Source organism: Flaviaesturariibacter aridisoli, from assembly GCF_004343705.1.
In the GTDB taxonomy this organism is placed as follows: Bacteria; Bacteroidota; Bacteroidia; order Chitinophagales; family Chitinophagaceae; genus Flavisolibacter; species Flavisolibacter aridisoli.
The window spans coordinates 170,881-184,447 of the sequence record NZ_SKFH01000001.1 but is presented as its reverse complement, the minus strand read 5'-3'; the positions used below and the strand labels follow the sequence as shown (position 1 = coordinate 184,447).

Annotated in this window: 12 protein-coding genes; 2 read left to right on the top strand and 10 right to left on the bottom strand. The window is 57.7% G+C overall.

Going from position 1 to position 13,567, the window contains the following annotated elements; genetic code table 11:
• Window positions 1-13: 13 nt before the first annotated feature.
• A complete protein-coding gene (gene iscU / locus E0486_RS00825; RefSeq protein ID WP_131850235.1) occupies window positions 14-433 on the bottom strand; it encodes a Fe-S cluster assembly scaffold IscU in 420 nt (139 codons plus the stop codon).
• Window positions 434-514: 81 nt separating this feature from the next.
• On the bottom strand, window positions 515-1,732 hold the full coding sequence (locus E0486_RS00820; RefSeq protein ID WP_317129396.1) for an IscS subfamily cysteine desulfurase: 1,218 nt from the start codon (window positions 1,730-1,732) through the stop codon (window positions 515-517).
• Window positions 1,733-1,841: 109 nt separating this feature from the next.
• Here E0486_RS00820 and mce point away from each other — a divergent pair, with 109 nt between their 5' ends.
• On the top strand, window positions 1,842-2,252 hold the full coding sequence (mce, locus tag E0486_RS00815) for a methylmalonyl-CoA epimerase (RefSeq protein ID WP_131850234.1): 411 nt from the start codon (window positions 1,842-1,844) through the stop codon (window positions 2,250-2,252).
• A gap of 308 nt (window positions 2,253-2,560) precedes the next feature.
• Here mce and E0486_RS00810 read toward each other — a convergent pair whose 3' ends face one another.
• The 4 genes from E0486_RS00810 to E0486_RS00795 form a co-directional block, all read right to left on the bottom strand.
• The gene (locus E0486_RS00810) at window positions 2,561-3,571 is read right to left on the bottom strand and encodes a hypothetical protein (protein ID WP_131850233.1); all 1,011 of its coding nucleotides are present in this window, start codon (window positions 3,569-3,571) and stop codon (window positions 2,561-2,563) included.
• Window positions 3,572-3,984: 413 nt separating this feature from the next.
• Window positions 3,985-4,728 (bottom strand): ribonuclease III, encoded by a 744-nt coding sequence (rnc, locus tag E0486_RS00805; protein WP_131850232.1) that lies wholly within the window; start codon window positions 4,726-4,728, stop codon window positions 3,985-3,987.
• Window positions 4,729-4,763: 35 nt separating this feature from the next.
• Complete coding sequence (gene fabF / locus E0486_RS00800; protein WP_131850231.1) at window positions 4,764-6,020, bottom strand: beta-ketoacyl-ACP synthase II; 1,257 nt, start codon at window positions 6,018-6,020, stop codon at window positions 4,764-4,766.
• A gap of 102 nt (window positions 6,021-6,122) precedes the next feature.
• Complete coding sequence (locus E0486_RS00795) at window positions 6,123-6,359, bottom strand: acyl carrier protein (protein WP_072835589.1); 237 nt, start codon at window positions 6,357-6,359, stop codon at window positions 6,123-6,125.
• A gap of 228 nt (window positions 6,360-6,587) precedes the next feature.
• Here E0486_RS00795 and E0486_RS00790 point away from each other — a divergent pair, with 228 nt between their 5' ends.
• Window positions 6,588-6,971, top strand: coding sequence for a GNAT family N-acetyltransferase (locus E0486_RS00790; RefSeq protein ID WP_243697344.1), 384 nt, complete (start codon window positions 6,588-6,590; stop codon window positions 6,969-6,971).
• A 115-nt stretch (window positions 6,972-7,086) separates the two neighbouring features.
• Here E0486_RS00790 and E0486_RS00785 read toward each other — a convergent pair whose 3' ends face one another.
• The 4 genes from E0486_RS00785 to ileS form a co-directional block, all read right to left on the bottom strand.
• Complete coding sequence (locus E0486_RS00785; protein WP_131850230.1) at window positions 7,087-7,566, bottom strand: YcxB family protein; 480 nt, start codon at window positions 7,564-7,566, stop codon at window positions 7,087-7,089.
• The gene (locus E0486_RS00780) at window positions 7,563-8,903 is read right to left on the bottom strand and encodes an alkaline phosphatase D family protein (RefSeq protein ID WP_131850229.1); all 1,341 of its coding nucleotides are present in this window, start codon (window positions 8,901-8,903) and stop codon (window positions 7,563-7,565) included. Before E0486_RS00780 ends, E0486_RS00785 begins: the two co-directional genes overlap by 4 nt.
• 257 nt (window positions 8,904-9,160) lie before the next feature.
• On the bottom strand, window positions 9,161-10,168 hold the full coding sequence (locus E0486_RS00775) for a TraR/DksA family transcriptional regulator (RefSeq protein ID WP_131850228.1): 1,008 nt from the start codon (window positions 10,166-10,168) through the stop codon (window positions 9,161-9,163).
• A gap of 6 nt (window positions 10,169-10,174) precedes the next feature.
• Window positions 10,175-13,528 (bottom strand): isoleucine--tRNA ligase, encoded by a 3,354-nt coding sequence (gene ileS, locus E0486_RS00770; protein WP_131850227.1) that lies wholly within the window; start codon window positions 13,526-13,528, stop codon window positions 10,175-10,177.
• Window positions 13,529-13,567 lie beyond the last annotated feature (39 nt).

Here is a 13,567-nt window from a genome sequence, read left to right as displayed (position 1 = left end):
TCAGCCATTCATCCTAGTGAACGATGGATTCGTCGAACTTGAGTTGCTCGAGGCCGTTCTTCACACGGTAATCGTTGATGGCGGCCTTGATGGCGTCTTCGGCGAGTACCGAGCAGTGGATCTTGACGGGGGGAAGGTTGAGTTCCTCCACGATGTCCATGTTGTCGATTTTCACGGCCTCGTCGATGGTTTTGCCTTTGAGCCACTCGGTAGCCACGGAAGAAGAAGCGATGGCGGAGCCACAGCCGAAGGTCTTGAACTTCGCGTCCTTGATCAGCCCGGTAGTGTCGTCCACCTCGATCTGCAGACGCATAACGTCGCCGCACTCGGGGGCGCCCACGAGGCCGGTGCCTACGTTTTTGTTGCCCTTATCGAGCGTACCCACATTCTTGGGGTTGTTGTAGTGATCGAGTAATTTATCTGAGTAAGCCATGACTTAAAGTTTGTCGTTTGTAGATTGTTGTTTGTAGTTGGGTTCGATCAGACATCCGAAATCAGACATCCGACATTTCCCCTAGTGGTGCGCCCACTCGATGGAGTTCATATCGATTCCGTCCTTGTACATCTCCCACAGCGGGCTCATTTCGCGGAGCTTGTTCACCGTGTTGCGTACCTGTTCAATGGTATAGTCGATCTGCTCCTCGGTGGTGTAGCGGCCCAACCCGAACCGGAGCGAACTGTGTGCCAGATCGTCGCCAAGACCGAGGGCTTTCAGCACGTAGGAAGGCTCGAGCGAAGCCGACGTACAGGCCGATCCGGAAGAGAGGGCGATGTTCTTGTTGAAGCCCATCATCAGGCCTTCACCTTCCACGTATTTAAAGGAAATATTCGACACGTGCGGGAGGCGGTGCTCCTTGCTGCCATTGACGTAGGCTTCCTCGAGTTCGAGGAGGGCGTTTTCGAGCTTGTCGCGGAGCTTCGAGAGGCGTTCGGCGTCCTGCGCCATTTCGAGGCGTCCGAGCTCACAGGCCTTGCCGAAACCAACGATGCCGGGCACGTTGAGGGTACCGGAGCGCATGCCGCGCTCGTGGCCGCCGCCATCCATCTGGGCGGTCACCTTTACGCGGGGGTTCTTGCGGCGCACATAAAGCGCACCGATGCCTTTGGGACCATACATCTTGTGAGCCGTCATAGCCAGCAGGTCGATGTGGTCGGCGTTGACGTCCACGGGCACCTTACCTACCGCCTGGGTGGCGTCGGTGAAGAGCAGGATGCCATGCTTGCGGGCGATGGCGCCGATTTCGCGGATAGGCATCAGCGTGCCTACCTCGTTGTTGCCGAACATGAGGGCAATGAGGATCGTATTGGGCTTGATGGCTGCTTCCACTTGTTCGGGCGTAACGAGGCCTTCGTTGTTTACCGGGAGGTAGGTCACTTCACCACCGAGCTTTTCAATGTGCTTGCAGGTGTCGAGTACAGCTTTGTGCTCGATGTTGCAGGTGATGATGTGGTTGCCCTTGGAGGCGTACATTTCATAGACGCCCTTGATGGCCAGGTTGTCGGCCTCGGTAGCGCCCGAAGTGAAGATGATCTCCTTGGGGTCGGCGCCGATCAGTTGCGCAACCTGCTCGCGGGCATAATCCACCGCTTCTTCGGCCTGCCAGCCAAAGGGGTGGTTGCGGCTGGCGGCGTTGCCAAACGACTCGGTGAAGTAAGGTATCATGGCCTCCACAACCCGCGGGTCGCAGGGGGTGGTAGCGTTATGGTCGAGATATACGGGGAGTTTCAACATATGCGTAGGTTCCATTTCAGCACACAAATTTACTTCAATTTCAGCCCCGAGCTGAGGAAAATCAGGTTAAGGAAAGCTAATTTTACCTATTTCGCAAAAGCCCGCCTTCATGCAGAAAATTGAGCACATCGGCATTGCCGTCCGGTCGCTGGCCGACTCCGTCCCCCTTTTCGAGAAACTCCTCAACAGCCCCTGCTACAAAACCGAGGAGGTGGCCTCCGAGGCCGTGCGCACGGCCTTTTTCCAGTCGGGGCCCAACAAGATCGAGCTACTCGAATCGACCACCGACGACGGCGTCATCCGGAAGTTCCTTGATAAAAAGGGCGAAGGCATCCACCACATCGCGTTCGACGTGGCCGACATCCGGGCCGAAATGCAACGCCTTGAGGCCGAGGGCTTTACCTTGTTGAATGCCGAACCAAAGCGGGGCGCCGACAACAAGCTCGTCTGCTTTCTTCACCCCAAAGACACCAACGGAGTGTTGATCGAGCTTTGCCAGGAGCGGCCGACCGGTGAGTGACCTCACCCCGGCCCTCTCCGAAGGAGCGGGTGCCCCTGTGGGATGTTCCTATTGTTCGTTACAGTTCGAAGGACGAAGCATTCATTTAGAGCCCCGATGCCTTTGGCATCGGGGCTTCTTTTTAAAACGCCAGAAAAAGAACGATCTCAAAAGAGAAAGAAAGCCTCCCGGGAGGCATCCTCCCCTCCGCCGGTGGCCGAAGCCTCTGGCGGAGAGACGCGGGGAGGGCCGGGGTGGGGTCGGGTCGGGACACGAAAAGCCCCGGCTGGAGAACCGGGGCTTTTCTTTGATTCCGACTTAAAAATATCTTAGAGCACTACTTTCTGGGTAGCGGCGATCTCGTTTTCGGTGAGCACGGCAACGATGCACAGGCCTTTCTGGCTCGTGGGCACCAGCACCTGGCCGATGGCGCTGTTCATTTTCTGCTCCTGGAGCACCTGGCCGGCGCTGTTCATAATGCGAACGGTAGCGCTTTTCAGCTCACTGCCAAAGGTCAGCACGAGGCGGCCCGAAGCGGCGGTCATTTTCACCGAAGCGTCGGCGGCGGCCTTCAGGGTACGCACGGCGGTGTAGGTATAGCGGCCGTCGAGGTCCACCTGCTTCACGCGGAACTGCAGGGTGCCGTTCTGATTGCGGGCAGTATAGCTGTACTGACGCACATTGTAGCTGTTGCCCGAGGCACGTACGCTGCCGAGGGTAGTCCAGTTGCGGCCATCGGTGCTGACTTCCACTTCGTAGCGGTCGGCGTTCTCTTCCGTAGCGGTAGACCACTGCACGAGCACGTCGCCGGCCTGGCGGGTAGCGGTAAAGGCGATGAATTGTACGGGGAGCGCGCTTGGGCTGTAAGGCAGGAAGCCGCTATTGACCGGCTGCGAAGCCGACTGGGCCGCCTGGTTCGAGGTGCCGCCGCCGGAGATGGCTGCGGAAGGACCGCTGATGGTGATACCCTGGTTTGTACCGTTAAGCACAGTCGAATTACCCAGCGTAATCACCTGGGAGTTCTGGTTGGCGATGATCTTACCGGCAGGGTATACAAAGATGACGCTCTGGCTGTTGAACCACAGCTTGGCGCCGCCGCCCACGAAGTTCAGAACGCCGCCCACACGCACATCCATCGTCCAGGTTTTCCGCTGAACGTTGCTGGTGACATTGACTGTTTTACCGTGAGGAATAACAACGAGGTCGCCGTTGGCGGGTGCACCGGGCGCCCACGTAGAAGCATCTTCCCAGTTACCGTTGCCTTGGGCGGTAACCGTACGGGCTTGGGCAAACTGGGCAATGCTGAGGAGGAGGGTGAGGGCGAGTAAAGCTTTTTTCATGACGTCGTTTTGGTACGGTTTAAATAATTGGTTTAGGACAAATCGACAAAATCGGTAAGATTTTCTAAGGGTTTGGGGGTATCGTTTTTGTCGTTGTGGATGCAAATCTACGGCTCTGCTTTAGAATATGCAAGTATTTACACTAGCTTTCTTTGTAAAATTACTGGATAATTCTAACTATAAACCCCTATTTGTATATTAACTACATGAAATTCAATTAATTGCAAAATGTGGGAATTACGGTAGCAGGTAGGGATTCTTCCGAAAAAAGCTGAAAAACGGCGCTGTCGCGGACAGCTCATCCCCAAAATTGACCTGCTCAGAGCCGGAAATACACGACTCAACCTGGCCCATTTTGAAGGCAGGCTTGTAAAAACACTTAAAAAGGTTGGGGTAAATACTAAGTGGAAAGCTTAGTAGCCGTTTCCGGTGGAATCGGAGTTCTCGATCCCGAGCTTTTCGACGGCGTTTTGCGCGGCGATCTGCGACGCGTCTTTCTTATTAAACGCCTTGCCTTCGGCAATGACCTTACCGTTGAGCACCGCGGCGACGGTAAACAGGCGGCGGCCGTTTTCGAGCTTCTCCCCGATCGTTTCGAATTCAAGCGATTTGCCATGCTTATTGGCCCAGCCGTAGAGCTTGTTCTTCTGGTTGATGTCGCGGGTTTCCAGCTCGTCCATATACATATGGGGCTGCACCACCCGCTCAAGCACCCAGCGCACGGTCTTTTTATAGCCGAGGTCGAGGTACACGGCGCCTACGAGGGCTTCGAGGGTATTGCCGAAGATCTGGCTCGTTTTGAGGGAGGCGTCCGACTTGTTGAAAAGGGTGACCTTCTTGAGGCCCATGCGGATGGCGATGTCGTTCAGCTGGGCACGGTTCACCATCTTGCTGCGCATTTCGGTAAGAAAGCCTTCGCCTTTGTAGGGGTAGCGCTTGAAAAGGTATTCGGCTACCAGGGCGCTGAGGATCGCATCCCCGAGGTACTCGAGGCGCTCGTTGTTTTCGTCGCTGGTTTCCTTGATGGATCGGTGCGTGAGGGCGGTCCTGTACAGGCCAAGGTTGCCAGGACTGTAGCCCAGCAGGCCTTTCAGCTGCTTTTTAAAGGAGAGATCGCCGTCTTTCTTTTTCTTATAGAAGGATTTCCAAAAGTTCACGCAAGGGGTCCGACGGTTTGGCGCCGGGGCTTAAGTTACGCCGAATATTTTTTAAAGATGACACAGGCATTGTGTCCGCCGAAACCGAAGGTGTTGCTCAGGGCGGCGCGCACTTCGCGCTTCTGGGCTACATCGAAGGTAAAGTTGAGACGCGGGTCGAGCTCCGGGTCGTCGGTCACGTGGTTGATGGTCGGCGGTACGATGTCGTTCTGCACGGCCATGATACACGCAATCGCCTCGATCACGCCGGCGGCGCCGAGGAGGTGGCCGGTCATCGACTTGGTGGACGAAATGTTGAGGTTGTAGGCATGCTCCCCGAAAACGGCCTGGATCGCCTTTACCTCGGCAACGTCGCCAAGCGGCGTTGAGGTGCCGTGAGTGTTGATGTAATCGATGTCGCCCGGAACCATATCGGCGTCTTCAAGGGCCTGCAGCATCACGTTGCGGGCGCCGAGGCCTTCGGGGTGCGGGGCGGTCATGTGGTGCGCATCGGCGGTAGCGCCGGCACCGACCACTTCGCAATAGATCTTGGCGCCGCGGGCCAGCGCATGCTCCAGCTCTTCAAACACCAGTACGCCGGCGCCTTCACCCATGACGAAGCCGTCGCGGTCCTTGTCGTAGGGGCGCGAGGCGGTCTTGGGATCGTCGTTGCGTTCGGAGAGGGCCTTCATGGCGTTGAAGCCGCCGATGCCGGCCTCGGAGATCACGGTTTCCGCGCCGCCGGTAATGATGATGTCGCTTTTTCCGAGGCGGATGAGGTTCAGTGCCTCCATCATGGCGTTGGTGCTCGAAGCACAGGCCGAGGTGACGGAGAAGTTGGGTCCCCGGAAGGTGTGGCGCATCGAAATGTGCCCCGCCGCGATGTCGGAGATCATTTTCGGGATAAAGAACGGGTTGAAACGGGGCGTGCCGTCGCCTTTGGCGAAGTTCATGACTTCTTCCTGGAAGGTGATGAGGCCGCCGATGCCGGAAGCAAACACAACCCCGATGCGGTCGGGGTTCATCGTTTCCTTGTCGATCCCCGCGTCGAGCACGGCCTGGTCGGAAGCGACGAGGGCGGTCTGGGTAAAGCGGTCAAGCTTGCGCGCCTCCTTCCGGTCGAGGAAGTTGGTCGCGTCGAAGCCCTTGAGCTCGCAGGCAAAGCGGGTTTTAAACTTGGAGGCGTCGAACTGGGTAATGAAATCACAGCCGGACACCCCGTTGCGCAGGTTGTTCCAGTACTCGGTAATGGTATTGCCCAGCGGAGTCAGCGCGCCCATCCCGGTGACGACTACACGTTTAAAACCCTTCATAATGCCTGTGTGGAGTTACGATCGTTTGTAAGATAAAACCGCCTTCGCTGCGGGTAGCATGGAAGGCGGATGTAAAGTAACCGTAGAACTACGGGTGTTTGCTTATTTAGCGTGCTCCTCCAGGTAGGAAACGGCCTGTCCTACCGTGGTGATGGTTTCAGCCTGCTCATCGGGGATCGAGATGTTGAACTCCTTCTCGAACTCCATGATCAGTTCGACGGTGTCCAGCGAATCGGCACCCAGGTCGTTGGTAAAAGAAGCCTCATTGGTTACTTCTGCTTCATCAACGCCCAGCTTGTCAACGATGATCTTTTTTACTCTTGCTGCGATGTCTGACATTTTGTAAAGATTTGGTTATAGAGGTGCAAAAATAGAAGTTTTTGAAATAAGTACACCGGCTGTGCATTTCTTTCGGCTACCGCTATGCGGGCTCAAATATAGGATGGAATCATTCGCCAAAACAAAGTCCATTTGTGCGGAAAATCAGATCGTTGTATCTTGAGCCACCTACAAGCGGCAGCTATGGCTTTGAAAATTATCGATCACGGGAGCCCAGAATACCATCAAATGGTGCAATTGCGTGAGGTCATCCTTCGGCAACCGCTCGGGTTGCAGTTTGCCCCTGATGAGCTGGAAAGTGAAAAAGATAATATCCTGATGGCGGCCTACGAAGACGACCACATCCTGGGTTGCTGTATGCTGGTGGAAGAAGCCCCCGACACGGTGCGCCTGCGCCAGATGGCCGTCCTCGACGATCTCCAGGGAAAGGGTATCGGCAAGGCACTGATGAACTTCGCTGAGAATATCGCCCGCGACCGGGGTTATAAAAAGATCACCATGCACGCCCGTAAAAACGCCCAGGGCTTCTACGAAAAAATGGGCTACCGCAAGCGTGGCGAGGAATTCCAGGAAATCACCATCCCGCATTATGTCATGGAAAAGCAGCTGTAACCGGTTGATCGATTGATCTGTTAAGGAATGAATATTCGTCAATTAATAAGAAAATCCCTGCCTGCGGCCGGGATTTTCTTATTACTAAATCAATGTGCATTAACCGGTTAACCGGCTATTTCTTCCCGACCTGCTGCCGCAGCAGCATCCGGATCTCCTGCAGATCGTCGGCGGTTGCGAAACCTTTTGTGGGAACGAGAAAAAACGAGCGCGGGTCGAAATAGAAATACAGGAAGCCGGGTGTTTCGGTGTAGGTGCTGAGGCGCTTCCACGGGAAAAAGCGCTCGCCGCGTTCATTGCCGAGGCGGAAGCCGTCGTCGAAGAACTCCATCGTAAAGTGATCCTGGAAGGTCTCATTGCGGCGGTACACCAGCAGCGGCAACACCCACCAGAACACCAGCATCAGCGAAAACCAGAGAAAGGAACCGAGGAGAAAGGCCAGCGGCAGGATCTTGTGCATGTAGAACAGGACCGCCGATGCCAGGGCGAACACGTTCACCAGGATGATCATCAGGCGGATCTCGCGGCGGCTCAGAAAATGGTAGCGCAACGCCTGGATGACGGCCTTGCGCTCGTATTGGATCGGTATTTTCATCGTGCGTACTTCAGTTCGGTTTCAGAAACGGTCCAGGTGCCCAGCACGGCACCGCTGACGCCGACAAACTGCGCCTGCAGGCGGCGTGCGCCCTTGGCGCCGCTCACCGTGATGCGGGTATAATTCTGCGCCTCCACCAGCGTTCCCGCCACGCGGGCCTCGTTGGCCGCCTCGGGCGTGCCCGTCACTTTGGAAAGGCCTGATGTCAGTGGCGAATTGGTGATGTCGTAGATCGGGTAGCCGCCTTCGCGCGTATAGCGGATCACTTCGCTGTGGTGGCGGTCGCCGGTGAGAAACAACAGCCCAGGAATCTTTTCGGCGGCCAGGAAATTTTGCAGCTCGTTGAATTCAACGGGGTAATCCTGGAGGCACTCGGCGCGCGACATCGGGTTGAGGGTCTGGTTGCCGGTGGCGATGATGCGGAAGGTGGCCGTGCTCGAAAGCAGCGCGCTCTTGAGCCACTCCAGCTGCTGCGGGCCCCACATGCGCTTGCCCGGGTTGGGCACCCTGCCCACGGTGGCGTCCATATCGTTGGCGCTGCGGAACCAGCGGTCGTCCATCATAAAAATGTCGACGTCGCCGTACGACATCTTGGTATAGATGCCCTGTCCGTTCTCGCCGGCCGAAGCGTTGGGCCAGTAGTCGAGGAAAATCCGGCGGCTTTCGTCCTTCAGCACGTAGCTTTTGTCGGCATCGTTCGGACCGAAGTCGTGATCGTCCCAGATGGCGTAGTGCGGCATCGCTTTCAGAAACGGTTGGAGCACCGGCTGGGCGCGGTCGTGGCGGGCGCGGTAGCGCAGGCCGGGGGCGGAGTAAAAATCCACCTCGCGGTAATACCAGTTGTCGCCGAGCCAGAGCATGAAGGACGCTTTTTCTTTCGCCATCGTTTTGAAGATGGACGAATCGCCGCCGTAGGGCGTGCCGGGCCGGTCGTATTTCGGCTCGTTGAAATAGGCGCAGGAGCCGGTCAGGAATGTGAAGTCGGGTGCGGGCTGGCGCCACTGCCAGAGGGTTTTGGTGGTGAAAGTGCCGCCCGGCGCCAGCTTTTCATCCAGCAGCAGCGAATATTTGTACGTAGTAGCCGGTTCGAGATCGGGTACCACGAACCGGATCGGGGTATAGGTTCCCGTAGCCTCGATCTTTTGGTCCAGCCGGACGGGCGCGCCGCCCCCCTGGGGTGTGCAAACGAGGTGGACGCTGCGCGTTGCGGGTCCTACTTCGAGCCAGATCACGGCATCGCGCAGCTCCACGGGCCCGAGCATGGGGCCAGAGACAAGCTGAGCCGGAGCAACAAATACACCGAGCAAGGCAAACAGGAAAAGGAGAAAGCGTTTCATGACGAGGACTTGAAGGCCAAAGATAGGCGCAGCAGGGGAACAGCTAAAGCTGTTCGGATAAAGTGGCGGCGCTCTGCGACGCAGCTTTTGGCTTCGCTCTTATTGCCTCGGGCTGAAGCCCGAGGCAATAAGAAAACGGCGCTACGCGCCGTGGCGTCGAGGGCTCTTGCTGTCTCTCCCGGTAGGTCCCAGTTACCAATTAACCAATCAACTAATAAACCAATCAACAAAAAACCCCGCTTCCGCGGGGTTTTGAATTACTTGTTCATCATCTGTTTCGCTTCGATGCTCAGCGTTGCATGGGGCACGGCCCGGAGGCGCGCCTTGTCGATCAGCTTCCCGGTAACGCGGCAGATGCCGTAGGTTTTGTTCTCGATCCGCATGATCGCCTTCTCGAGGTGATCGATGAACTGGATCTGGCGGGAGGCCATCTGGCTCAGCTGCTCGCGCTCCATCGACATCGAGCCGTCTTCGAGGGTCATGTAGCGGCCCTCGTCGAGGTCGCCGCCCTCGTCCTTGCGGGTGATAAGCCCCTGCAGGTAGAGCAGTTCCTTCTTCGCGGTTTCCAGCTTTCGGTTGATGAGCTCGCGGAACTCCGTCAGGTCGGCATCGTTATAACGCTGGGACGAACGGGGGGCATCGGAGTTCTGGCCGGCGCCGGAATCGAGCACAGACTTGGTAAACTCAGGATCGTACTTCACGGATTTCGTCGTTGTGGTTTTAGGGATGACAAAAGGTTTTTTGGGATCCTCCCGCTTTTTGGCCGGGGCGGTCAGCGGCTTGATGGCCGGCTTCACCTGCGGCGTGGTCGGCGCGGAAACGGCGGGCTTCTTTACCGGCTCGGCCGCTTTTCTGGGAGCGGGCGCTACTGGTGCTGCCGGTTTGGCAGGAGCTTTGGGCGCTGCCTTCGGGGCCACCTTTGCAGGGGCCGGGGCGGCCTTTTTGGGTGCCGGGGCTTTCGGGGCGGCCTTGGGCGGCGCCGATTTGACGGCTTTGGGAGCGACCTTGACCGGTGCGGCTTTTACGGGCGCTGCTTTTTTCGCGGCGGCCTTGACCGGGGCGGCTTTTTTGGCCGGTGCTGCCTTTACGGCCGCTTTGGCCGGGACGGACTTCTTCGGGGCAGCCTTGACGGCAGTACCCTTGGTGGCGGTTTTCGATGGCTTGGCGGGTGCTTTTACGGCCGTACGGGCCGCCGTTCCCGCCTTGACGGGAGCCTTTGCCGCCTTGGGAGCGGCTTTCTTCGGTGCTGCTTTCTTTGTTGCCATGTTGGTTTACCCCTTTTTTAAAACGTTTACGGAGAGCGGCATATCATGCACTTCAATCTCCGTTCCGCCTTCAATACCAGTCCGGAGCTCCAGCTGGTCGGCTCCGGTTTCGGCGCAAATATAATCATTAAAATGGGTCAGCGAATCCGCCAGGCGACCCGTGGCGGCGGCCTCGATCGTGATGCGATCGGTGACCTCAAAACCACTGTCCTTGCGGATCTTCTGGATCCGGTTCACAAATTCACGGGCATCTCCCTCCTGCTCCAGCTCGGGCGTCACGTCGATGTCGAGGGCCACGGTGAGTGCTCCCTTGCTGGCCACCGACCAACCGGGAATGTCTTCCGAAGCAATCTCCACCTCGCTCAGCAGCAACTCTACAGGCTCTTCCTCTCCTTCCAGCGGCAGCAGGTAGCGTCCTTCCTTTTCAAAGTGGGAAATGGCGTGCTGTTCGAGCGCCGCCAGCGCATTTGCAACCGCTTTCATCTTCGGACCGAGCTTTTTGCCGAGGGCGATGTAGTTGGGCTTGATCTTTTTCTTGATAAACCCTTCCGTGTCGGTAAGGTATACCATTTCCTTGATATTGACCTCATTCTTGATGAGATCTTCTACTTTTTGCAACTGCTGCTGCATCAAGGGGTTGAAAACCGGGATGAGGGCTTTTTGCAGGGGCTGGCGCACCTTGATGTTCACCTTTTTCCGGATGGAAAGGATGAGCGAGGAGGTCTCCTGGGCGGCGGTCATCCGCTCTTCCAGCAGCGTGTCGATCAGCGACGCGTCGGCCTCCGGGAAGCGCACATGGTGCACCGAAGCCTCCGTAAAACGGCCGGTCACCGCATTCAGGGCCCGGAATAGCTCGTCGGAGAAGAAGGGCGAAATGGGGGCCATCAGGCGCAGCACCGTCTCGAGGCACTCGTACAGGGTCTGGTAAGCCGACACTTTGTCGGTCTCGTACTCCCCTTTCCAGAACCGGCGGCGGCAGAGGCGCACGTACCAGTTGCTCAGGTGCTCGTCCACGAAATCCTCGATGAGACGCCCGGCCTGCGTCGGCTCATAGTCGTCGAAAGCCGCCGTAACCTTTTGCACCAGGCTGTGCAGGCTCGACAGGATCCAGCGGTCGATCTCGGGGCGCCCGGCCACGGGGATCGGGGCTTCTTTAAAGGTAAACCCATCCACGTTGGCGTAGAGGGCGAAAAACTGGTACGTATTATATATGGTGCCGAAGAACTTCCGCTGCACTTCCTTGATGCCGTCGAGGTCGAACTTGAGGTTGTCCCAGGGCGAGGCATTCGTAACAAGGTACCAGCGGGTGGCGTCGGCGCCAAAGTCGTCGATCGTTTTGAAGGGATCCACCACGTTGCCGAGCCGCTTCGACATCTTCTGGCCGTTCTTATCCAGCACCAGTCCGTTGGAAACCACGCTTTTATAAGCAACCGAGTCGAACAGCATCACGCCCAGCGCATGCAGGGTATAAAACCAGCCGCGGGTCTGGTCCACGCCTTCGGCGATAAAGTCGGCCGGGAAGTTCTTCTCAAACTGCTCCTGGTTCTCAAAGGGATAGTGCCACTGGGCATAGGGCATGGCGCCCGAGTCGAACCACACGTCGATGAGGTCGGGCTCGCGGCGCATGGGCTTGCCGGAGTCGGAAACGAGCACCACATCATCTACGAAAGGCTTATGCAGGTCGAGGTCCTGCCCATCCCCCAATCCCTTCCCAAGGGGAAGGGGAGTCGGGAAACCTGCTTCCTTGGCTTTCGCCATCTCGGCTTTCAGCTCTTCGATGGAGCCGATGCATTTTTCCTCGGAGCCGTCCTCGGTGCGCCAGATGGGCAGCGGGGTACCCCAGTAGCGGGAGCGGCTCAGGTTCCAGTCCACCATATTCTCCAGCCAGGCGCCGAAGCGGCCGGTGCCGGTCGATTCGGGCTTCCAGCGGATCGTTTTGTTCAGCTCCACCATCCGGTCGCGCACGGCCGTGGTCTTGATGAACCAGGCGTCGAGCGGGTAATAGATCACCGGCTTGTCGGTGCGCCAGCAGTGGGGGTAGCTGTGCTCGTATTTCTCTACTTTAAAGGCGCGGCCCGCCTTTTTGAGGTCCACGGAGATGTCCACGTTCACGTCGGCATAGTCGGGAGCGCTCTTGTAATCTTTTATATAACGGCCGCTGTACGGTCCTACCCCGTCCACGAATTTGCCTTCGCGGTCCACGAGGGTGAGGATGCCGATGCCGTATTTCTTGCCTACTTTATAGTCGTCCGCGCCGAAGGCCGGGGCGGTGTGCACGATGCCGGTACCGTCTTCGGTGGTCACGAAGTCGCCCAGCAGGAGGCGCCAGGGCTGTGCACCGGGGGTGATGGCCTGCACGGCTTCGGGCGAGTTGGCGTCGAAAGGCAGCAGCCGCTCGTAGTGCGCGCCTTCGAGGTCGGCCCCTTTCTTGGTAGCGAGCACTTTCCAGGGCGCCCCACCCTTGCTCTCCCCGACCGGGAGGGAAGCGTAGGCTTCGAAATCGCCGTTTTCGTTTTCCGGCTTGAAATATTTGCCCAGCAGGGCCTGTGCCAGCACCACCTTTTGCCGTTCGTGGGTGTAGGGGTTGAAGGTATCCACCAGCGCATAGTCGATGTTCGGGCCCACGGTCAGGCCGAGGTTCGAGGGCAGCGTCCAGGGCGTGGTGGTCCAGGCCATATAATAATAGTCGCCGTGCCCGAAGCGGTCGCCCTTTGCCTGGAACAGCACCGTGGCGGAGGTATCTTTCACGTCGCGGTAGGTACCGGGCTGGTTGAGCTCGTGCGAGGAAAGCCCCGTGCCGGCGGCCGGCGAGTAGGGCTGGATGGAGACGCTTTTATAGAGGAAGCCTTTGTTGTACAGCTCCTTCAGGCACCACCACAGCGTTTCGATGTAGTCGTTGTTGAAGGTGATGTAGGGCTTGTCGAGGTCCACCCAGTAACCCATTTTGGTGGTCAGCTCGTCCCACTTATGCTTGTAGCGGAGCACGGCTTCGCGGCATTTCTCGTTGTATTCGGCCACGGAGATCTTCTTGCCGATGTCTTCCTTGGTGATGCCGAGCTCTTTTTCGACACCAAGCTCCACGGGGAGTCCGTGGGTGTCCCAGCCGCCTTTGCGTTCCACCTGGAAGCCCTGCATCGTTTTGTAGCGGCACACGAGGTCCTTCAGCGTGCGCGACATCACGTGGTGGATGCCGGGCATGCCGTTGGCGCTCGGCGGGCCTTCGTAGAACACGAAGGGCGTAGCACCCTCGCGGACGGACACGCTTTTGCGGAAGGCATCTTCGGCCTGCCAGCGGGCGAGCACCTCTTTTTCGATGGCCGGCAGGTTGAGCTGCCGGAATTCTTTATAGCGATTTTCCATGAAATTCCTCCTGAAAATGTGGGCAAAGGTAAACCAAAT